The organism is Pseudomonas sp. B21-012 (genome assembly GCF_024749305.1).
Lineage (GTDB): Bacteria > Pseudomonadota > Gammaproteobacteria > Pseudomonadales > Pseudomonadaceae > Aquipseudomonas.
This window is the reverse complement of the sequence record NZ_CP087197.1, coordinates 3,405,475-3,426,042: the sequence shown is the minus strand read 5'-3', so window position 1 is coordinate 3,426,042 and position 20,568 is coordinate 3,405,475. Positions and strand designations below refer to the sequence as shown.

Here is a 20,568-nt window from a genome sequence, read left to right as displayed (position 1 = left end):
GGCCTGCTGCATGGGTCAGAGCTTGGGCAGTTGCCCGACACGCCCCATCATTTCCGTCACCACCTGCAGGTCCAGAAGGAACTGCTCCACCGTCTTGAACTCGTTGTCGTTATGCCCGGTGTACTTGACGTCGGGCATGGCCAGGCCGAACTGCACGCCGTTGGGCAGTTCATGCACCGAGGTGGCGCCTGCGGAGGTGCCGAATTCGTGCTTCATGCCCAGGTTCTCGCTGGCCACCGCCAGCAGCGCCTTGACCCACTCGCCCTCGGGGTTGCGGTACATCGGCTCGGCGATCGAGTAGTCGAAGGTCGGGCTGATGTGGCTCTGCTTGCTCCATGCATCCAGCTTGCCGGCGATTTCGCTCTTCAGGGTTTGCGGGCTTTTGCCCTTTGGCACCCGCAGGTTGACCGCCAGTTTCAAGGCTTTGTCATCGAGGCCAACGTAGGTCAGCGAGGTGGTCAGCGGGCCCATGAAACTGTCGGAGAAACCCACGCCCAGTTTGCCGCCCAGGTAGTCCAGGCCCCAGTTGTCGGCGGCGTAGCGAGCGGCGTCGGTGATGTGGTTGTGTTTGAGCGCAACCTTGCCATCAAGGCCGTTGATGAAGCCGAGCATCCGCGCCACCGGGTTGACCCCGGACTCAGGTTCAGAGGAGTGCGCCGAGACGCCAGTGACGGTCAGCTTTACATCCTTGCCGTCGACCTTGGCGCTGACCTCGAAATTGCCGCCATTGGCCTTGACGTACTCAGCGCCGGCTTTTTGCAGGCTGGCTGCCAGTTCGGCGGGCTTGTCGGTCACCAGGGTCGCCACCGAAGTCGAAGGGATCTGGTTGGTGGCCAGGCCACCGCTCAGGGTGGTGATTTCAGCGCCGTTGCCTTCGCCTGCGCGTCGGGCAAAGCTGGCCATGACCGTGCCGTAGCCTTTCTCGGCGATCACCACCGGGTAGCCACCGTCCAGCGCCAGGTTGTAGTTGGGCGTGGGGTTGCGTTCGAAGTAGTAGGGGATGGCGTCGCCAGTGGTCTCTTCGGTGGTGTCGACCAGCAGCTTGAAGTTGCGCGCCAGTGGCAGCTTTTCTTCCTTGATGATCTTCATCGCGTACATCGCCACGACGATGCCGTTTTTGTCGTCTTCGGTGCCGCGGCCGTACATGCGATCGCCAATCAGGGTGACCTTGAACGGGTCAAGGCGGGTGCCGTCCTTGAGTACCCAGTTCTCTGGCGTCACCGGTACTACGTCGGCGTGGGCGTGAATGCCGACCACTTCATCGCCTTTGCCTTCAAGGGAAATCTCATAGACACGGTTGTCGATGTTACGAAAGTTCAGGTTGAAAGCCTTGGCCAGACCTTTGATCTTCTCGGCGATCTTGATGAACTCGGGGTTGTCGTGCTGCTCGACGCCGTCGACCCGGAAGGTCGGGATGGCCACCAGCTCACGCAGGGTCTGGGTGGCCGCATCGCCGTACTTGACCCGCGCATAGATGCCCAGCAGGCGATGGATTTCGTTCTGTTGTTCAGCCGTCAGCTGCTGGTTGGCGAGAAAGGCGGCGATGCTCTGGTCGAGTTTGTCGGCCTTGCCGAGTTCGCTTTTCGCCAGGCTGGCGAGGAACTGGCGGAAGTCCTTGACCGAAGTGTTGCTGAAGCTCTTGAGAATGGCCGCGCTTTGCTGTGGGGTGAGGTTGGCATAGGCAGGCGTGGTGATTGACGCCAGGCCAGCCAGCATCAAGGTGGCCGCGGCCAGTTTTTTCAGGGCGAAATTCATTGCGGGGGGCATTCCTTTGCAGGCAAATAATGAGAAAGGATGGGTGCAACAAAACATTTCCAAGCTACCACCATGAGGGCCTGGTACGGGAGTGCCTGAAGTGGGATGTGTCGCACAGAAACGTAAAAGCGACGCAGAAACGAAAAAGCGTCGGGAGGGAATGGCGTGGAGTTTTCAGTCAGCCGCGCACGGCTCGGCATCGAAGCAGGCCTCCAGTGCCTCGATGTCATCCGGGCGGGGCAGGCTGATCCGGTGCGTCAACGACAGGGTCATGGCATCGGTATCGATGTGCAGGGTGTCGGTGAACAGGGGCAGCGCCAGGACTTCGCCACTGCGCAGGTGCATCAGCACGAAGGGCCGGTGCGCGGGCAGTTCGACGCAGAGTTGGCCGTTGTGGCCCAGGGCTGGAGCCGTGAGGTTGAACAGTTCGATGCGCAGCCTGGCGGGAAGAAAGTCGATTTGCTGGTCGATAGGGGCGGCGTTCCAGTAGGCAAAGTCGAAGTCGGCGGGTAGCCCGGGCCAGGGCTTTGCCTGCCAGGCTTTGTTATAGGTACCGGCCAGGGCCAGGCGTGGTGCCCAGTCCCGGCCCACCACCCCGAAGCCTGCCGGGCAGTAACCGTAGGTGGCCGACAGCTGGGCCATGTCGGCCGCACTGATGTCGCCGTCCGGGTGGTGAGTGATGTGCAGGTGGGTCACCGGCTGCTCGAGTGCTTCGATTTGCGGGGCTGCCAGGCGTTGCAGTGGCGTTTGCAGGGACCAGGCGTGTTTTTCGTGACGCTTTTCGATCCAGCCCCGGCCCAGGGGGTTGCTGTAGCAGACCTGATGGAGCAGGTAGGGCTCGGCGCTGGTGCCCGGGTAGCCGGGGTTGGCCAACACGCTGCTGCCGCCAAAGGCATACTCCCAACGCAGCGGCACGCAGGTGGCCGGCTCCGCGGCAGACAGGCGCCAGCCGCTGAACAGACCGTGTTCAAAGTAGCGCGGGCCGCTGAAACGCAGCTGTTTGTCGAGCAGGATTTCGCCCGCGGTTTCGCCCTGGGGCGCACTCAAGCGGATGCCGGCGGTCCAGGACGTTGCCGGTTCGCCGCCGGGGGCGTGGGCATGGCCGTTGACGATCACATCGCAGCGCGGTTTGAACGGCGCCAGGTCGCTTTCTTCATAGACACTGCTGCGGCCTTGTTCACCGAAGTAGCGATCGGCGGCGCAGAGCAGGGCCGGTTCCTCAGCCATCACTTCGGCACTGCAGTGCCCCGGCTGGCCGGCAATCGGCAGCAGGCGATAACCAACCTTGATGACCACCACGGGATGTTCGTTGCCCTGCGGGTCGAGCGCGCTGAAACACAGCGCGGCAAAGGGCGTCTGGTTGTGAAATTCCATCATGGGTCCTTGAATTGATGTCGACATCCTTGCCGTTGATTGGGGTAGCGCTCTGAGCCTGAGCCTGAGGCTGCAGGGGACGCGTCAGGGGAATCTAGGTGGGTGGGGCTTGGTGCCTCAAGAGACGAGATGGAAATCAGAAGCGTCCTACATGGCTCTTTGCTTTTGTCTGTCAGATATGTCGGAGGAGATCTGGATTTTTGTTGACTAGGGGCTGTTTCTTTTACGGGCATCAAGGTGCCGTCCGTGATTCCAGGTCCAGATCTTCCGGCCATTTCACCTTGGGCGCGAGGCGCCGGGCGAGATTGAAGGTGACCTTTTCGTTGTTCCAGTCCCGGGGCGGGCGAGGGAAGGCAGGGAGCGCCTGCGGTCCCTGCTGCATGAACAACTGAGCCAGGGCCCAGTACATTTCACCCTGCTGGATGCCGTGGGCGAAATGGAAGCGATCGATGACCTTGTTGGTGCCGGGGCTGACCACGGCCAGGGTAACTGTTTCGATGAAGCCGCCAGTGCCTATGGGGCCATACACACTACAGGCCTCAGCGCGCAAATCGTCCCAGTTGTAAGCTTCAACCCGTACCCCCCAGGCGCTGCGGCTGAACGGTCGGCGTCCGTCATGAAAGAAGCGGTAGACGTAGACTTTGCGGCGCAGGCGGTTGAAGCGAATGGGTTGGTCGCGAGGGGCTTCTACGTCCATTCTCCAACAGTAGATGCCTCCCCATACGCTTGTAATCAATACGATTAGAGAAGCTACATTGTCCAGGGCTGGGGGGGCGTTGCCTGTTATTTTGATGTAAGTAGCCAGAAAAATAACCGTGGTTATAGCGCACAATAAGAGAAAGAAAGATATCCAGATTCCGATGCCCTGTGCTAGCAGTTTTGAACTGGCTATTTCAAGATAGATTTCATCGGAGTGATTAGGGGTGTTTAAAAGTATCGATGGGTGTGGGCGGGTGTTCGGAGTTTCGTTGGGGGCATTTAAGTCGCGCTTCCAGCCTGGGGCCGGTTTGTCAAGAAAGGGGGAGGCACAGGCCATAGATGGACTCCAATAAATATAAATTGGGTATTCGCACCCGGTTCACGTGTTTATGTTATAGGCGGGAATTACTTTCAGACATGGAGTCTGTACAACAAAGCGCCGTCCGCGATTCCAGGTCCATGTTTTCTGGCCACTTCACCTTGGGTGCCAAGCGTCGAGCTAGATTGAAGGTGACCTTTTCGTTGTTCCAGTCCCGGGGCGGGCGAGTGAAGGCAGGGAGCGCCTGCGGTCCCTGCTGCATGAACAACTGAGCCAGGGCCCAGTACATTTCACCCTGCTGGATGCCGTGGGCGAAATGGAAGCGATCGATGACCTTGTTGGTGCCGGGGCTGACCACGGCGAGGGTGACTGTTTCGATGAAGCCGCCAGTGCCCATTAGGCCGTACACGCTACAGGCCTCAGCGCGCAAATCGTCCCAGTTGTAAGCTTCAACCCGTACCCCCCAGGCGCTGCGGCTGAACGGTCGGCGTCCGTCATGAAAGAAGCGGTAGACGTAGACTTTGCGGCGTAGGCGGTTGAAGCGAATGGGTTCGTCTCGGGGAGGCTCTACGTCCATTCGCCACATATATACGCCGCCCCACAAACAAGTAACAAATGGGAGTAGCAAGCTTAAAGCGAGTAGGGGGGGTGGTGCGTTGCCCGTGTCGACGATGTAGTTAGACATGAAAATTGGAGGTGCTATAGATGAGAAAAGAAAACAAATGGCTAGCCAGATGCCGATACCGCGGGACCTAACAGTGGCGCGGGGCAAGTCTAGATACAATTCATCAATATGGTTGGGGGCGTTGAGCAAAATGTGAGGATGTAGCTTTACTGTCTGTGCTTGATTGGGGCCGGGAAGGTCGTACTTCCATCCGGGCGCTGGCTTGTTGAGTAAAGGCTGGATGATGCCCATGAAATTGGCTCCTGGAACAATAGTAGAAGCAGTTGGCCCTGTAACGACAGGACGTCGAAGGTTTCTGGTTATTGTCTGATACTTACCGCGACGACGTTAACGTAAGCGTTGCATATGCGTCAGGAACATAGCGGTCCGGCCAATAGGTCAATGATAACGTGGACGCTTCAATTTTTTTAAATTGGCGACCAGGCGGCAGTATTAACACTCCCGTAATATCCAAGATTTGCATTGTACTGTTATTGTTTAGCTTAATTGTACGAATGCTGGAATTCGGCGTTTCGCTGTCTGCTACATAGTCAATCGTTTTCGGCGGTTTCGACGTGCCCGGCGCTGCATTGAGTTCGCTAGTTGGGGAGTTCAAGCTGCCTTTGACGGCTATTTCGGCTGTCTGCCGTTTGGACGGTCCGTCGCCTTCACGATGAAGATGGATCGTCCAATGATATGCAGAGCGGTCTGATTGGAAATAGGGCAGTGACAGACGATATTGCAAACGCTGCTCATATCTGGCCGTCGCAAGCCCCCCCGCGAATAGAACCTGTGTGGACAAAATTGAACGAAATTCCATTCCGGCGTTGATGCCCAATGTTGCAGCATTAAGTTCTGCGATGGCTATATGGGCATGCTGGGGCGTGTTCCAATGGGTTTTTGGTGTTTCATTCGCCCGGCCGAAGAAACATCTTTTGGCCCAAATCTCGAGGGGGGATGACTCTCTTCCTTCAGCGAGTTTATATAGTCCGTACCCGATTAGTCCTAGCGCTACAGCTATTCCAATAGGGCCCAACAATGCATTGGCTCCCATAACGGCAGCATATATACCCAAACTCACCCCAATGCCAGATGATGTCATAGATATGACGTAAAGGTTCGCTGCGCCGATGTCACCGCTTTTTAAACTACGTTTGGCTGCCATACCGGCCTGGGTCGCGTCGAATAGGCCTGCCACCGCCCCAACGACGGCCCCCGTTCTCACAAGAACTCTGCCTGTGTTGACTGTAGCGGCAGCAGTAGCGGTTGCCCGCGCAGTCAACGCACCCGCCTGCTGAATCTTCGCCGCCCCTACTTCCAGCGCCTTGCCTACGATCTCCACACTGCCGCCCAGCACCCCCAGGGTGCTGCCAAGCAAAGCCATTCGGGCTTCAAGCGATTTGTCGCCGATTGTCTGCTCAACGGCTTCAAGGTTTTTTTTCATGGAGTCGGCAAGCAGGTACATTCCTCCCAGAGCAAGCAGCAGCTCGCCACTGCCTGCGATGCCGCGCAATCCGGTAAAACCTGTGCGTACCCAGTTGGCCGCTTGCTGTGTGGAAACCTTGATCCCGTCCAGCAACGCTCGGGCCTTTGGGTCCAGGCTGCCGACGGTTACGACGATGCCTTCCAGGAGGTCCTGTGCGCCTTTGCCCGCGCGGTTGATGGCATGATTTGCTTCGCTCATCAGTTCACGCTGAAGTTTTTCCACTTCGCCTTCCACCCAGACACTGACGGTGATCATCTGGTCGGCCAGCTTGGGGTCCAGCACCGCCAGGCTCAGCAGCCCACCCTGGATCATCGGGATCACATTCCTGCGCACTTTGCGTTCGTCGTGATTCACCTTGCCCAGGCTCTCCTTGATTCCTTCGGTGCTCTGGTTGAAGGCCTCGACAGCCTTGCGTTGCAGCTCGCGCAGGTGTTCACACTGCAGGGCGTAGTACTCGCTGAGCTTCATCTGCACCTTGAGCTCGGTCAGGTGAATGCCGTTGTGCAGCAGTTGAATGGCGCTGTTGAGCCGGGACACAGCTCGCTCGACACCTGGCCCGAGCGCAGGCTGCAGGCGTGCGCTGGCGGCATTGAGGGCGCCCAGCAGTTGGGCCATGGCGTCTTGCACAGACGGGCGCAGCAACTGCATCGACTCGTCGCTGGCCAGTATCTTGCTCAGTGCAGCGTAGAGTTTTTCGCTGTCGTTCCAGTCGGTATCGGTGCTGGCCTTGAAGCTCGGCAGCAGCTCGGCCAGCAGTTGCCTGTCACGCCGCAGCAGCGCGCGGTAGACGGGGCTCTGCGGGTTGCGCAGCCAGGTGTCCCAGAGCATCGCCGTAGGCCCCGAGTCGGCGTCAGCACTGGCTGTTACCGGGGCCTCGCTGATCCCGCCACTCAGGCACAGCGCCATGGTCTGGCTGTAGGCCTGGCCCGAGGCAAAATCGGCACCGTCGTAATCGTGCTGTTCGCAGCATAGAAAGGCCGGCGTGCGGCAGGCCCCGGCGTAGGCTCGGCCGGCACCGTCGATGATGCGCTGGAAGCTTGCCAGCTGCTGGTCATAGCGCTGCTGGAACTCAGCGCGTTGCTGCTCGTTGTAACGCTCTTCCAATCGTCTGGTGTGCTCGAGGGCGCGCTCGTTGACCAGCCTTTCGCGCACCCGTTGCGGATCGGCAAACACCGGTGGGCCATCGCCGGTGAGCGGGTCGGGGGTGGCTGGCGTTTGCTGTTGCGCCCAGTCGCGATGCATGGCGCGGATCGCCAGCAGCAGTTGCGAGGTCTGCTGTTGATAGGCCCGGTCCGGGGTGTTCATCCACTGTTGACGGTGTCCAATCCAGCCGTTGCGAATCCTGTTGAGTTCCTGCACCAGGCCGATGCTGTCGTCCAGTTCCAGGGCCAGCACGCCGTGTGGCAGATCATGATGGGCGATGGCGTTGCGCAGGTAGCCTCGCAACGCGGTCAGGCGCCCGGCTCGAGTGTAAAAACCATGCACGCTATCAAAGCTTGGACTGGGCTGCTGTCGGTACTCGTAGACTTTGTTGTCCACCTGCAGGTTTTCGGCCGTCATGGCCCAGCCGACGCTGGCCGGATCGTTGCGTGCTGTGCCCAGGTCAAGCGCTAGAAAACGCCCGGGAAAACGCCCGCTCTTGTAGGCGGCGAGGACGCTGGCGGGCCACGGATCGCTGGCAAAAGCCAGCCACGCCATGGTGTATTTTTGCGTGTCGATGTTCAGCAACGCCGCTGGGCAGTCATGCCCGGCCGCGATGCAGCTATCGGCCAACGGTGTCTCGTTGGTGGCCGCAGGCTGGTAGGGGTTGAACTGACGCAGGTAACCGTCGGGCGTGACCTGATAGGCCTGCCAGACCTGGCGGTCGAGCAGCACGTATAGGTAACCTGCCCGCAGGGTGCGCCAACCCATGCGGGTATTGTCGTCAGGCAGGGGGTATTCATGGGCCAGGCGCGGCACCACGGCCTTGCGCAGCGGCAGGATGGGCAGGCCCTGACGCTGGCAGACCGTGCATTGGTCGTTGTTGACCAGGCATTCGGTGGTGGCGATGGCGAGTTGCGAAGTCAGGCTCAAGGGTATGCTCCTGCATGGCTCAAATCGGTGACAATCCGTTGCCAGCTGTTGTCGTTGCAAGGGGCGAGCAGGGTACTGAGCGATGCTGTTCCTCGAGCCGCCTGGTCGATCAGTGCACGGACGCGGGCGTGCTCATGCAGCCGCAGATCCAGCAACAGGCAGTGCATGGCCAGGGTGATGATGTCGTGATGGCTTTTCAGGCCCAATTGACGGGCCTGGTGAATCTGGTAGTGGGCCTTGGCAGCGGCATGGGGCGGCAGTGTCGTTGCACCTGTCCAGCGCGCCGGCGCGAACGTCAGCGGCAGGCTGAGGGCGCGTCGCCAGGTGGCAAGTAAGGTTGACACCAGCACCACCTCCTGCTGCACCTCGCCAGCGAGTGGACGAGGTACGACACTCGCGTGCGGATAGCTACTGATGACGCTGCTGGCACCGCTGGACATGGGAAACAGCCAGTGTTGAATCGGCCACCAGAATCCCTGTTCCGCCTGCTTCAACGTGCCGGCCAGCAATTCCAGGCGCAACGGTTCATACACCGGAAAGAACTGTGTGCCCTGTGCCATGGGCAGATGCCCTAGGGCGATCAGGTGCGCACTGAATGCAGCGGTGGTGACGCTGCTGCTGAGCCAGCCGCAGACGTAGCGTCGGGAGCGCGTGGCGTCCTCGTTTACACGCTGTGCCGAGAGCGACAGCAGACGCTCCGAAGGCCGGGCGCCGGGGCTCGCCAGGGTTACCAGCACCGGGCAGGCGTGCGGCGTGTGCTCAAGGTCCGGACGCCACACGCGGGTGAGGGCGTCGTCGCCCAGTGTCTGGCGCAGCGCCTCGATATGCAGGGGATCGTCCGAGGCACAGTCAGCCAATGGGTCGAGCAGCAGGTACAGCGTTGCTTCGGGCGTGTAGATCTCATCAACGAACTTCTGCACAAGCGCCGGCGTCATCGGTTTTTCTCCACACAGGCTTGCCCTGCCTCGGGCGAGAGCTGCAGGGAAAAGGGCTGTGCGCTGCCCGGCGCGGTCATTTGCACCGGCCCCTGTAGGGTAATGGCCAGGCCATTGAGGTGAATGCCCTGGGCATCGATCGTCAGGCTGCCGCCAGGGCCCTGAATGACCAGGCGCTCGCTGGCTTGCAGCTGGTAGGTTGTGGTGGTGCGCTGCATGCCCTGGCCGGCGCTCAGGTGATGCTGGCCGTGGGTGAGGTGCTCGCTGTGGCCGCCGACTTCGGTGCGATGGTTGGCAGTGGTGGCGTCAAAACGGTCATTGCCGACGCGCTCCCAGCGGTCATTGCCGATGCTGATCTCATGGTTCTGGCCAATGTTCAGCGAGCGGTTCAGGCCTATGTCCTGGGACTGGTTGTGACCGATGGAGAGGGTTTCATCGTTGCCCACCGTCTCACTGCGATCATTGCCAACAAACACCCCATTGTTGTGTTTGATATGAACGTTCTTGTCCTTCTGGGCATGGATGAACACCTCTTCCTGCCCCAGCTCATCCTCAAAGCGCAGCTCGTTGAAGCCCTGGCCCTTGTGGCTGCGGCTTTTGATGGTCATGCGCGTTTTGTGCTTGGGCAGTTGATACGGCGGCAGGTTGGTTTCGCGGTAGGCGCGGCCGGTGGCGATGGGCTGGTCGGGGTCGCCGTCCAGGTAGCTGATGATCAGTTCCTGGCCGACCCGGGGGATGGCCATGGCGCCCCAGGTGGCGCCGGCCCAGCCCTGGGCGACGCGGATCCAGCAGGAGCTGTGGTCGTCCTGGTGGCTGTCGCGGTCCCAGGGGAAGCTGACTTTGACCCGGCCCCATTCGTCGCAGTAGATCTCTTCGCCCGGCGGGCCGACCACGCTGGCGATCTGCGGGCCGTCGATGCGCGGCTTGGGCCGTAGCGGTGCTTTCCAGTCGGCGTCCCAGCGGATGGCGCTGGCGCTGAGCCGGTAGGCGGTGCCGCTGTCGCTGCCGAAGGCCTCTTCGAGCAGGCTGCTGTGCTGCGTGCCGTGGTGCTCGATGGCGATGGTGCGCCAGCGGTCGTTGAAGTCTTCGCGCGGGTGGTCGTTGAGGTCGAAGGCCAGGCCCGGCTGCAGCCGCGCGTCATCGCCTTCCATGTGGGCCAGGCGGGCGTCGCTGCGCAACGCGGTCAGGCGGGTTTTGGTGAAGGGCTTGCCGCTGGCGTCGCGCTTGTAGCGGCCGGGGTAGTCGTAGCGTTCGTAGTCGCTGTGCTGGTGGTCGAGGTCGCTGGCGCCGACGGCGTTGTGCTGCAGGTTGTAGTAGGGGTGGGTGAAGGTGTAGTCGCGCTGCACCTGGCGCGCGCTGCGCACCTGTTCGGTGTAGTGAAAGCGCTGCAGGGCCGGCTCGGCGCTGTCGCCGCCGGCCAGCGGCTGGTAGAGCACCGGGCAGTGCTCGTGGGTGCCGATGGTGCCCAGGCCGCCGACGCGGTCGGTGAGCCACAGGGTATGGCCGTCGGCACGGTGCTCGAAGCTGTACAGCAGGCCCTCTTCGGCGGCCAGGCGGGCGATGAAGTCGAGGTCGCTTTCGCCGGCCTGGACGCAGTACTCGCGCGGCGGATGGTCGAAGCACAGGTAGCTCTTGACCTCGCTCAGGCGCTGGGCCTCGAGCACCGCGAGGATGATCTCGGGCACGCTCTGGCCCTGGAACATGCGCCAGTTCGAGCGCAGGCCGGCGCGCGCCAGGCTGGGTTCGAGCACGGCGCGGTAGCGGGTGCGGCGAAAGCCGGTGTCGCCCTGGCTGAACAGGCTGACCAGGCCGTGCACGTAGCGCACCGGGGTGTCGCCCCGCCACAGGGTGAACAGCGCGGCCAGGTCGAGCACGCGGTTGAAGTCGACGGCCGGGTCGTGGCTGGCCAGCTCCAGGCTCAGGCGAAAGGGCTGGGACAGGCCTTCCTCGAGGTGGAATTCGACCACTTCGAAGGCGTCGCCCTGCAGGGGCTCGAAGGTGAAGCGCAGGTCGCTTTGGCGGGGCATGGGGGGCTCCTTGTAGGGTCAGTCGACCAGCCAGCTGGCGTCGCCGTTTTCCAGGGTGCCGCCGTGGTCGGTGGTATCGCCGACCCGGGCCACAGAATGGCCGCCAATGGTCATCGACGACGAGCCGCTGGTGATGCTGGCGCCGCAGCCGAGGGTGTCACCAACCCGGGCAATGGCGCGGCCGTTGACGGTGAAGCTGTCGGCGCCACTGTCGACCGTGGTCGGGCCGCAGGTGGGGCAGTGATGGTTGTGGCCAAGCAGTACGATGGCAGGCATATCGCCTCCTGATCGGTGCAGCATGAAAGGGGTGCGCCACAGGCGAGCCGTGGCGCAACGGTACGGGCGCAGCGGTTAGGCCGGTTTGCGCCAGTCGTCAGAGGCCTCGGTGCCGGCCACTTCATGGCTCCAGCTGACCTTGCGGTAGGCCAGGCTGGTCTTGATCAGCTGGGTGTAGTTGGCGTTGTCGCTGTCCTGGGCATGGGGCAGCACGGTGTGGATGTCGACCACGGTGGCGTCTTCCAGCTTGGTGGTGAAGAAGTGCTCCTGCTTGCCGTCTACCGAGGTCCGAAACCACTTCACCTCGACAGTCGGCAGCATTTCGCCGGTGGCCAGGGCCTGGTAGAGCATCGGCGAGGCCTTGCTCAGGGCGCTGGTGAAGATCAGCGGCTTGTGCACCCGCTGGCCTGACGGCTGGCCGCTCTGCGGGTCGGTCGGGGTGGTGATCTGGTGATCGATTTCCTGGGCGAGGATCTCGTCCTCATGGCCTTCGACATAGACGTTGCCGACCGAGTCGGCGGTGAAGGCGCCCTTGGTGATGTGGCCCTGGTTCTGGCCGTGGATGCTGATGTAGGCAGGTGTTGGCATGACATGCTCCGTGTCGCGTTCGATTGAACGACCCGCAGGTCGCCACCGTCGCCATGACGGTGAGTGTGTTGGCCCGATGGGCCAGGCTTTGCAGGCGCCCGGGGGCGCGCTGAAAATCGTTCAAAGGCTGAGAATCCGTTCCAGCGACACCAGCACCTGTTCGCTGATGCTGTTCAGGCGCAGGGCGTAGGCGCTGTAGGCGCCCACCAGGACCACGGCGGCCAGGGCCCAGGGTGTCCACAGCGGCAAGCTGCGCTTGAGCCGGTAATTGCGTGGGGCAATGTTGCGCAGCGGCTCGGTCAACTGCGCGGGCGTTTCGCCCCTGAGCGGGCGCAGCACGCCGTGCAACTGGGTGATGATCTTCTGCACCTCGACCTCACCGTTGGCCTGCTTGCCGTACTTGCCCTTGAGGCCCACGCACAGGCACAGGTACATGAACTCCAGGACGTGCTGGTACTTGGCCGCTTCGCTGGACATGCGCGCCAGCAGGGTGAAGAACTTTTCGCCGCCCCAGGATTCATGGTGCAAGGCACTGAGCAACGGCTGCTGTCGCCACTCGCCATGAAAGCCCCAGGCGCTGCTCATGACCACTTCATCCACCAGCAGGCAGAGGCTGTAGGAGTAGGCCTTGAGAGTGCTGGGTTGGTAGTCGAGCTGGGCGACTTCTTCCATTACCGTGACGATCTGGTTGTGAATGCTCTGGCGCAAGGCCAGCACCTCATCGTGCGCGTCCAGGCTATGCAGGCGCAGGACCAGCCCGATCAGCGGCATGGCGGCATCACACAGCGGGTTCCACGACAGCCCGCGCAAGTCGAACTGCGGGTCGCAGCGCAGCGGCCCGGGAGCGCCGGCGGGGTTGCCGGTTTTGTGCAGCACCGCGTCAAAGTGGAGCTCTTGATTGCTCGGCTCCTGGCTGGCATCACGCATCTTTTTCACTCCTGATGGCCCACAGCTGCAGCTCAAGCTCAGGGAAGTCACCGGCGATGTGGAGGCCAAAGCCGCTGGCGCTGTGCAGGCTTTGCCAGGCCGGGTCGTGGCGGTCGAGTTCGAAGTAGCTGAAGCCGGCGTGGAACGGCAGGTGGCGTGGCGCCACCGGCAGGGGGATCAAGGGGATGCCCGGCAGTTGCAGGCTGATCAGCCGGCCCAGGGTTTCGCTGGAACTGATCTTGATCTGCCGCGGCAACTGCTGGCGCAAGGTCTCCAGCGGCAGGCTGGCGCGTACCGCCAGAATGAACTCGGCGTTGTCCAGCAGGCGCTTGTCGCCCAGTGCGGCGCTCATGACGCCGTACTCCAGGGTTTCGATCGGCAGCGATACCGCCCGTGGTTGCAGCACCGTGCCCAGGGCCCGGCGCAGGGTAAGTTCCAGGGGCTTGAAGCACTGGTGCAGGCTGTCGTGCTGATAGGCCGGGCATTCCTCGGGCAGGTGGCTTTGCTCGGTGAAGGTCACCAGCTCGCCGCAGGCCTGGGCAAAGGTGATGTACAGGCGTTCGGGGTGGATGTGGCGTTGCCGGTTCAGGTGCTGGAACAGCGGGTACCAGCGGTTGAGGGTTTGCAGCAGGTTGAAGTCGGTGACGTCGGCCACCCCGGACTGCCCGGGCGAGCCGATGCGTTCGGCCAGGTTGCGCGCCCGTTCACGCATCAGCCCGGTGATTTCGCCCAGGTAGCGCTGCAGCGCCGGCACCGCCTGCAATGACAGGCTGGTGGGATAGAACTGCTCGTCCATCACCAGGCTGCCGTCGGGGCGCTTGTCGTGGATCCTGCCCACGGCAATGCTGGTGAAGGCGCTGCGGTCATCGCGTTCGAGCATCAGTTGCAGGTTGGGGACCGCCAGGTTCATTTCCACCTGGTCGCCGCTTTCGCTGTGGATGTCATGCACTGGCTTGCGCTGGGCGATGTAGCGGCTGTTGGCGTACTGCTCGGGCCAGCGCACCTCCAGGCCTACGGCGGATTTGAGCGGCAGCGTCAGGTAGACCACCTGGTTGACCAGGCCGCTGTCGCTGATTTCCAGTGGCGCCGGCGGGGCCAGGTCGCCGGGGATGTCGAAGACGCTGCCGTCAGGCAGGATGCCCCGCGCACGATTGATCGCCACCTTGGCAAAATTGAGGAACTCGTTGTTCAGCTCCAGCTCGCTGAAGCCGTACGGCGCCGGGTTGAGGCTCTCGACCCGCTGTTGCGCGGCGGCCTCCATAGCGCGTGCCTGTTGCTGGAAGTGCTGGGGTTTGACGAACAAACCCTCGTGCCAAATGACCGGGTTGCGTGAACTCATTGTCGGGCTCTCTGAAGGTAAGGGGCGCAAGCTGGCGTCATCGGGTTTCACCCTTGAGCTCGACTTGCGCCTGGCCAAGCTCGACCAGCAACGCGTAGCGCCGGCCCTTGGGTTCGACGCGCAGCAGCTGCTTCCACTGGCTGACCTCCTCGTTGTGGTAGTCGGCGATCACCGCGACGAAGCGCGTCTGCTCATCAAGGGGCTGTGGGTCGATGAACTTGAACTGGCCGGGCCGCAACAGGTAGTCGTCGACGCGGATATAGGTGCTGCCCAGGGCGTGTCTCAGGTCGAGCGCCAGGGCTTGGGCACTGGCGCTGATCAGCAACGAGTCGTCGCTCAGTTGCAGGACCCTGAACGCCACCGGCGTGGCAATCAGTTGCGGGGCAAGGTGCTGTGCCGAGGTAGCCAACTGAACGCCGGCAGCCTGATAATCGCCCAGCGCCGACGCCTCGACCCAGGACGCCCGGGCTTCAGGCTCAGGTTCCTCAAGGACGGGTGATTGCGCCGGGGCGTTTTCGTACAGATGCTCGAGCACCGCTTGCAGCTTGTCTGCCAGGGCCTGGGAGCTGCTGGCCTTGATGTCCAGGCGGTAGGGCGCCTCGGCGGGGTGTTCGGCGGCCATTGGCGCGTTGCCGGGGGTGACCAGGCGGCGGTTGACGTCATCGCTGGCGTGCAGGCTCAGCGAGTAGTAGCTGGGTTGATCATCGGGGCCGCCCACCGGCGTCGAAGGGTCGACGATCACCTGGCCGAGCTTGCCCAGCAGTGTGCAGCCGCCGAGGGTCAGGGCTGCCAGCAGCAACAGGCCCAGGCGCAGTGAGCTGGCCGCTGCCGGGTGTTTCCTGCCACGCGCAACAGGTGGGTGGCGGTGGTTGGGTGAGGGCTGGCGATGGGCTGTTGCCAGTGGCATCGACGGCGGCGCGCCCAGGCCCAGCAACGGGTCGTGCTGTTCGCGCGGATCCAGTGGCCGGCACAGGCGATCGAAATCCGCGCACAAGGCCGGGGCAGGCACAGGCGCTGGCTGCAGCGGGCGGGTATTGGCGTGCCAGTCCTCCAGGCCGTCCTCGTGCCCGCTGAGCAGCTCGGCCAGCGAACGCTGGCTCAGGTGGCGTGGGTCATCGTCGGCACAGGCAGCGCTGTGCAGGTGCACGACGATCCGGTAGACACCGACCTTAAGCCAGTCGCCTTCGTTCAGGCGAACGGTGGCGCCGCGGCCCAGGGGCAGGTCATGGCCATTGAGGTAAGTGCCGTCGCACAGGTCGGTGACACAGAAGCGGCCTTCATGCCAGTGGATCCGGCAGTGCTGCGGGCGCACGCGGCCAGAGCGGTCACGCAGCAGCCAGTCGCAGCCGTGGCTGCCGATCAGGCCGCCGCGGTAATCCATGCCCCGGCTGGGCAGGCAGCCATGCAGCAGCTGCGCCGGATTAGCGATCACCAGGGTCAGCTTCATGCGCGCCCCCTGATCCGTACCACGGCAGGGTGGCGCTGTTGCTGGCTCTCGATGAAGCTGGTCCAGCCCAGGTGGGTACCGCCCTGGCGCTGCAGGTTGAACGGTGGTACGTCCTCTGCGCACAGGCGCAGCTCCAGATCGTAGGCGGTCACGTCGCGCAGCAGAAACTCCAGCAACTGGCGCAGGCGGGCGAACTGCGCACCACTGGGCAGAAACTGGCGAAAGCGCGCCTGGGACAGGTTGGGGATCACCAGGGTGAATTTGCTGGCGCGGGTCCGGGTGCGCTCGCCAACCACGAAGCTGTTGCCCAGCTGGCCGTTGCGCTCGCCCAGCACCAGGCGCTGGCGCGAGGGCACGGGCACGGTGCGCCGTTCGAACTCACGTAGGTAGACGCCCTGTACATCGAAGCAATGCTCGACGATGCCGGACACCATCGACGGCGGCCGGCTGCGGCTGGCGATCAGCCCGGCAAAGCTCAGCAGGCGGCCCCAGGGCAAGGGCGTAGCACCCCGCAGGTCGTTGTCGTTCAGGCCGATCAGAGAAAACACATAACGCGAAAAACGGTCGCGGGCCCCGGGCTGGAAGCGGATGTAGTAGCGGTACTTGCGCCAGCTCTGGTGCAGCAGGGTCAGCAGGCGATGATTGAAAAAGTCCAGGAATGCCGGGCGAATCCCGCGCTCCTGGGCCTGCTCGTAAGCCAGGCGGTCGAGGTAGTAGGCGGGCAGGGGCGAGTCGCTGCCCTGCAGGCCGAAGAAGCTGGTCTGCACCCGATAACGCTGGTTGCCGCTGCCGTCATCAGCCAGCACGCCCGCCTGGGTTACGTCGGACGCCGGAAAGCCGAGGCTGGCCTGGCTCTGCAGGCGAACCCGGCGGCGCGTGGCCAGGGCCGCAGGCAGTGCTTCGAGGTCGTCGCCGTGCAGGGCGTGCAGGTGCTCGAGCAGGCGATGGAACGAATAGTTGCGGGCGTCGGCCAGCAGCGCTTGGGCTAGATCAGGGGTTGCCTGCCGGTCAACAGTGGCCATTCATAGTGCTCGTTGTTGGTGGTGTTGATCACTTCCAGGCGATGGAAGGAATTGATGCTGGCGTAGAGGGCAAAGAAGCGTGACAACACGCTGGCGAACAGGTACAGGTCGCCCTCGCAGAGAAAGGCCTGCTGGTCCAGGTGCAGGCAGGTCTGCAGGCCGCGCACCGGCAGGCCCTTCATCAGCCAGTCGACCGCGCAGGTCTGGGCCTTTCCAATGCCATTGAGGCGCTTGCGTGTGGCCCGGGCCTGCTGCAGGTCATGCAGGGCGGCAAAGTCGTAGGCGCGAATCACCGCCTTGAGCGGCTCGGCCGACAGCAGCGACAGGTAGTTGAGCGACAGGTTGGAAATCAGCGTCCAGTGCAGGCTGCTGTCGAGTACCGGCCGGTAGGCGTGGGTCGGTGCGATCAGGTTGGTATAGGTGGCGAACGAAGGCGTCGCCTCGGTCGACAACGACAGATCGCCGACCCCCAGGGCCTGGGGCAGGTCGCGGTTGCTGCAGGTCAGCTCGATCGAGGCGGTTTCGCGCTCGCCGATGTACAGGCTCTCGTCGCCGCGGACAAAGGCGATGCGATGGATCAGGCCATCACGGCCATGGGATTCTTCGATGTGGGTGCGAAAGTACAGGGCGGTGCGCCCGCGGGCGAGTTCGATCTCGTGCTGGAACGACTCGAAAGGGGTGAAGGTGCGCAGTGGCTCGCCCTGGCGTTCCTTGTCGCTGGCATCCCAGCCGGCCACCCGGTCGACACTGAACACCTCATACGCTTCAGGGTGCTTGCCCGCAGGCCGGATGCGCCGCTCCAGCTGGCGTCCGTCGAGGGCAATGGGCTCGGCATCCTGGCTGAACAGGTTGACCGCCGGTGCGCAGTACAGCTGCAGGTCGCGGGTGCACAGGCGCATGTTGGCCGGCATGGGCCGGGAGAATTCGAACTCGAAGCGAATCTGCCCGCAGCTCAGCGCCGGCCATACCCGCGCCAGGCCAGTGAGGCTGAAGAAGTGAAAGCGCTGGGGGAAGACGAAGTACTCCTGCAGTATCCGGTAGCCGTCGAAGACATTGCGCGGGTAGGGCAGCAGCGCCTCTTCGGCGCTGAACCCGGGAAAGCCGATGTTCTCGGCCGACAGCCCGTAGGTGTTGCCATCGATCTGCAGGGTCAGGCGTTTCAGGTAGTGGGCAATCCACAGGTACAGGGTCTGGGCCGTGGCGTCGTCACCGCTGAGGTGAAAATCCAGTTGCTCGCACTCCAGGCTGTTGAGCGGTTGCGGGGTCAGCACCTTGAGATCGATGCGCAGCATTGAGGTCTCGCGGCTGTGCGCATCACTGACCTCTTGCATGGCCAGGGGGAACAGGCTGACTTCGGTACAGGTGCGAAACTCGCACGACACACCATCCACGGGCTTGGCGAACAACCGCGTGCCCTTGGGCAGCACTTTGCGCCGGGTGATCGCGTCAGGCCGCGGCTCGAAGCGCACGATGGTGGCGCTGGGCAGTGGGCGCAGGTAGTTGGGCCAGAGCATCTGCAGCAACGGATGGGTCAGCTCGGGCAGGTCGTCGTCGATCTTCATGCCCAGCTTGGCGGTGAGAAAGGCGAAGCCTTCCAGCAGGCGCTCGACGTCCGGGTCGCCGGCCTGATCGCCGAGAAACTGCGCCAGCTGCGGGTTGTCTTCGGCAAACTCGCGGCCCAGCTCGCGCAGGTAACGCAGTTCATCGGCAAAGCGTTGTTTCAAGCTCATGGTTTTCTCACTTCACCCGGGTGTAGCCGTCGCGGCCATGGATGGCCACTTCCAGTTGCACCTGTTCTTCCCTGTGCTCGAGCCGTACCTGGCAGTCGAGGCGAAAGTTGAGCTCCAGCGGCAGGTCCGGGTCAGGCTGATAACGCACACCGGTGACCTTGATCCGCGGCTCGAATGCCTCGACCGAGCGGCGAATGTCGGCGCTGATGGCGATCAGCAGGTCGTTGCTGCCCTGGGCGGCACCGTTGAAATCGCGCAGGCCCAGTTCAGGGCTGCTTTGCGAGCAGCCCTGACGGGCGTTGAGCACCTGTTCAAGGTGCCGCTTGATCGCTTCGATCGCCTGCCGGGCCTGGCTCTGCGCCGTGCCCGGGCGGTAGTGCGGGGCGTCGGGCTCGAGGCGTTCGAACAGGCTGTTGACGCTCATCTACTGGGTGTCCAGGCGGCCAACCAGCGAGATCTCGAAGTTGGCGCCCATGTACTTGAAGTGCGGGCGCACCGCCAGCGAGACCTGGTACCAGCCCGGGTTGCCGGCCACCTCCTGGACTTCGATCTGCGCGGCGCGCAAGGGCCGGCGGCTGCGTACGTCGGCGGACGGGTTGTCCTGGTCGGCAACGTATTGCTTGAGCCAGGTGGTCAGTTCGCGCTCGACGTCCTGGCGCTCCTTCCAGCTGCCGATCTGCTCGCGTTGCAGCACCTTGATGTAATGGGCCAGGCGATTGACGATGAACAGGTAGGGCAGCTGGGTGCCCAGCTTGTAATTGGTCTGCGCTTGCTGGCCTTCGCGGGTCTTGGGGAAGGTCTTGGGTTTTTGCACCGAGTTGGCCGAAAAGAACGCCGCGTTGTCGCTGTCCTTGCGCATGGTCAGAGGGATGAAGCCGGCTTCGGACAGCTCGAATTCCTTGCGATCGGAAATCAGCACTTCGGTGGGGATCTTGGCCTGCAACTGGCCCATGGCTTCGAACAGGTGCACCGGCAGGTCATCGACCGCACCGCCCGATTGTGGGCCGATGATGTTCGGGCACCAGCGGTAGCGGGCAAAGCTTTCGGTGATGCGTGAAGCCATTAAAAACGCCGTGTTGCCCCACAGGTAGTGATCGTGATTGGCGTCGATGCCCTCGTCGTAGCAGAAGCTGCGAATCGGGTTCTCGGTGCTGTGCCAGGGCGAGCGCAACAAAAAGCGCGGCAGGGTCGCGGCCAGGTACTTGGCGTCTTCCATGTCCCGCAGACCGCGCCATTTGGCATGCGCCGGGCCTTCGAAGATGTCGTTGACTTCCTTGACCGCGGCCAGCTCCTGGAAACTCTTGAGGTTGAAAAACTCAGGCCCTGCGGCCATCACGAACGGCGCATGGGCCATGGCGCCAACCGCTGCCACGTAGCCGAGCAACTTGATATCCGGCGACGACGGGCCGAAGGTGTAGTTGCCGATCATCGCGGCCACCGGCTCGCCACCGAACTGGCCGAAGCCTGCGCTGTAGACGTGCTTGTACAGGCCGCTGCGGGTGATGTCGCCGGCATTGTCGAAGTCGTCGAGCAACTCCTCCTTGGTGACATGCAACACCTCGAGCTTGATGTTCTCGCGAAAATCCGTGCGATCGACCAGCAGCTTCAAACCGCGCCAGGCCGATTCCAGTTGCTGGAACTGCGGCTGGTGGAGGATCTGGTCGATTTGCCGGCTCAAGGCCTGGTCGATTTCGCTGATCATCTGGTCGACCCGGTGTTTGTTCACCGGTTGCTGGTGATCACCGCTTTGCAGGATCTCGCTGATGTAGGCGGCCACCCCCTGGCGGGCGATGGCGTAGCCTTCCTGGGCAGGGCGGATCGTGGTGTTGGCCAGTAGTTGATCGAGCAGCGAGGCGTGTTCATCGGTCGTCAGGACCTGGGCTGCAGCGCTTTCCTTGGGCATGGTG

The 20,568-nt window shown here is 62.8% G+C and carries 16 protein-coding genes; all 16 read right to left on the bottom strand.

Annotated elements, in window-relative coordinates; translation table 11 throughout:
- Positions 1 to 15: 15 nt before the first annotated feature.
- Complete coding sequence (locus LOY37_RS15520) at positions 16 to 1,755, bottom strand: dipeptidase (protein WP_258715187.1); 1,740 nt, start codon at positions 1,753 to 1,755, stop codon at positions 16 to 18.
- 174 nt (positions 1,756 to 1,929) lie between these two features.
- Positions 1,930 to 3,129 (bottom strand): DUF2169 domain-containing protein, encoded by a 1,200-nt coding sequence (locus LOY37_RS15515; protein ID WP_258715186.1) that lies wholly within the window; start codon positions 3,127 to 3,129, stop codon positions 1,930 to 1,932.
- Positions 3,130 to 3,361: 232 nt separating this feature from the next.
- Entirely contained in the window at positions 3,362 to 4,165 is an 804-nt protein-coding gene (locus LOY37_RS27415) for a DUF6708 domain-containing protein (protein WP_309475526.1), read from the bottom strand.
- Positions 4,166 to 4,220: 55 nt separating this feature from the next.
- Positions 4,221 to 5,063: a DUF6708 domain-containing protein gene (locus LOY37_RS27410; RefSeq protein WP_309475525.1), complete on the bottom strand. Its 843-nt coding sequence runs from the start codon at positions 5,061 to 5,063 to the stop codon at positions 4,221 to 4,223.
- Positions 5,064 to 5,145: 82 nt separating this feature from the next.
- Positions 5,146 to 8,370 carry a T6SS effector BTH_I2691 family protein gene (locus LOY37_RS15500; protein WP_258715185.1) on the bottom strand — a complete coding sequence of 1,075 codons (3,225 nt, stop codon included), beginning with the start codon at positions 8,368 to 8,370 and terminating at the stop codon, positions 5,146 to 5,148.
- Positions 8,367 to 9,305, bottom strand: a complete 939-nt coding sequence (locus LOY37_RS15495; RefSeq protein WP_258715184.1) for a hypothetical protein — start codon at positions 9,303 to 9,305, stop codon at positions 8,367 to 8,369. The genes LOY37_RS15500 and LOY37_RS15495 overlap by 4 nt, the downstream gene beginning before the upstream one ends.
- Positions 9,302 to 11,332: a type VI secretion system Vgr family protein gene (locus tag LOY37_RS15490; protein ID WP_258715183.1), complete on the bottom strand. Its 2,031-nt coding sequence runs from the start codon at positions 11,330 to 11,332 to the stop codon at positions 9,302 to 9,304. The genes LOY37_RS15495 and LOY37_RS15490 overlap by 4 nt, the downstream gene beginning before the upstream one ends.
- A gap of 18 nt (positions 11,333 to 11,350) precedes the next feature.
- Complete coding sequence (locus LOY37_RS15485; protein ID WP_093381831.1) at positions 11,351 to 11,608, bottom strand: PAAR domain-containing protein; 258 nt, start codon at positions 11,606 to 11,608, stop codon at positions 11,351 to 11,353.
- A gap of 75 nt (positions 11,609 to 11,683) precedes the next feature.
- Positions 11,684 to 12,196 carry an Hcp family type VI secretion system effector gene (locus LOY37_RS15480; RefSeq protein ID WP_045197961.1) on the bottom strand — a complete coding sequence of 171 codons (513 nt, stop codon included), beginning with the start codon at positions 12,194 to 12,196 and terminating at the stop codon, positions 11,684 to 11,686.
- 120 nt (positions 12,197 to 12,316) lie between these two features.
- Positions 12,317 to 13,123 carry a type IVB secretion system protein IcmH/DotU gene (icmH, locus tag LOY37_RS15475; RefSeq protein WP_258715181.1) on the bottom strand — a complete coding sequence of 269 codons (807 nt, stop codon included), beginning with the start codon at positions 13,121 to 13,123 and terminating at the stop codon, positions 12,317 to 12,319.
- Positions 13,116 to 14,462, bottom strand: coding sequence for a type VI secretion system baseplate subunit TssK (gene tssK / locus LOY37_RS15470; RefSeq protein ID WP_258715180.1), 1,347 nt, complete (start codon positions 14,460 to 14,462; stop codon positions 13,116 to 13,118). Before tssK ends, icmH begins: the two co-directional genes overlap by 8 nt.
- A gap of 37 nt (positions 14,463 to 14,499) precedes the next feature.
- The gene (tssJ, locus tag LOY37_RS15465) at positions 14,500 to 15,909 is read right to left on the bottom strand and encodes a type VI secretion system lipoprotein TssJ (RefSeq protein WP_258715179.1); all 1,410 of its coding nucleotides are present in this window, start codon (positions 15,907 to 15,909) and stop codon (positions 14,500 to 14,502) included.
- Positions 15,906 to 16,931 carry a type VI secretion system baseplate subunit TssG gene (gene tssG, locus LOY37_RS15460; RefSeq protein ID WP_258715178.1) on the bottom strand — a complete coding sequence of 342 codons (1,026 nt, stop codon included), beginning with the start codon at positions 16,929 to 16,931 and terminating at the stop codon, positions 15,906 to 15,908. The genes tssJ and tssG overlap by 4 nt, the downstream gene beginning before the upstream one ends.
- Positions 16,895 to 18,661, bottom strand: a complete 1,767-nt coding sequence (gene tssF, locus LOY37_RS15455) for a type VI secretion system baseplate subunit TssF (RefSeq protein WP_258715177.1) — start codon at positions 18,659 to 18,661, stop codon at positions 16,895 to 16,897. Before tssF ends, tssG begins: the two co-directional genes overlap by 37 nt.
- A gap of 7 nt (positions 18,662 to 18,668) precedes the next feature.
- A complete protein-coding gene (gene tssE / locus LOY37_RS15450) occupies positions 18,669 to 19,085 on the bottom strand; it encodes a type VI secretion system baseplate subunit TssE (protein WP_258607080.1) in 417 nt (138 codons plus the stop codon).
- Positions 19,086 to 20,564, bottom strand: a complete 1,479-nt coding sequence (tssC, locus tag LOY37_RS15445) for a type VI secretion system contractile sheath large subunit (RefSeq protein WP_045197971.1) — start codon at positions 20,562 to 20,564, stop codon at positions 19,086 to 19,088.
- Positions 20,565 to 20,568: the final 4 nt, after the last annotated feature.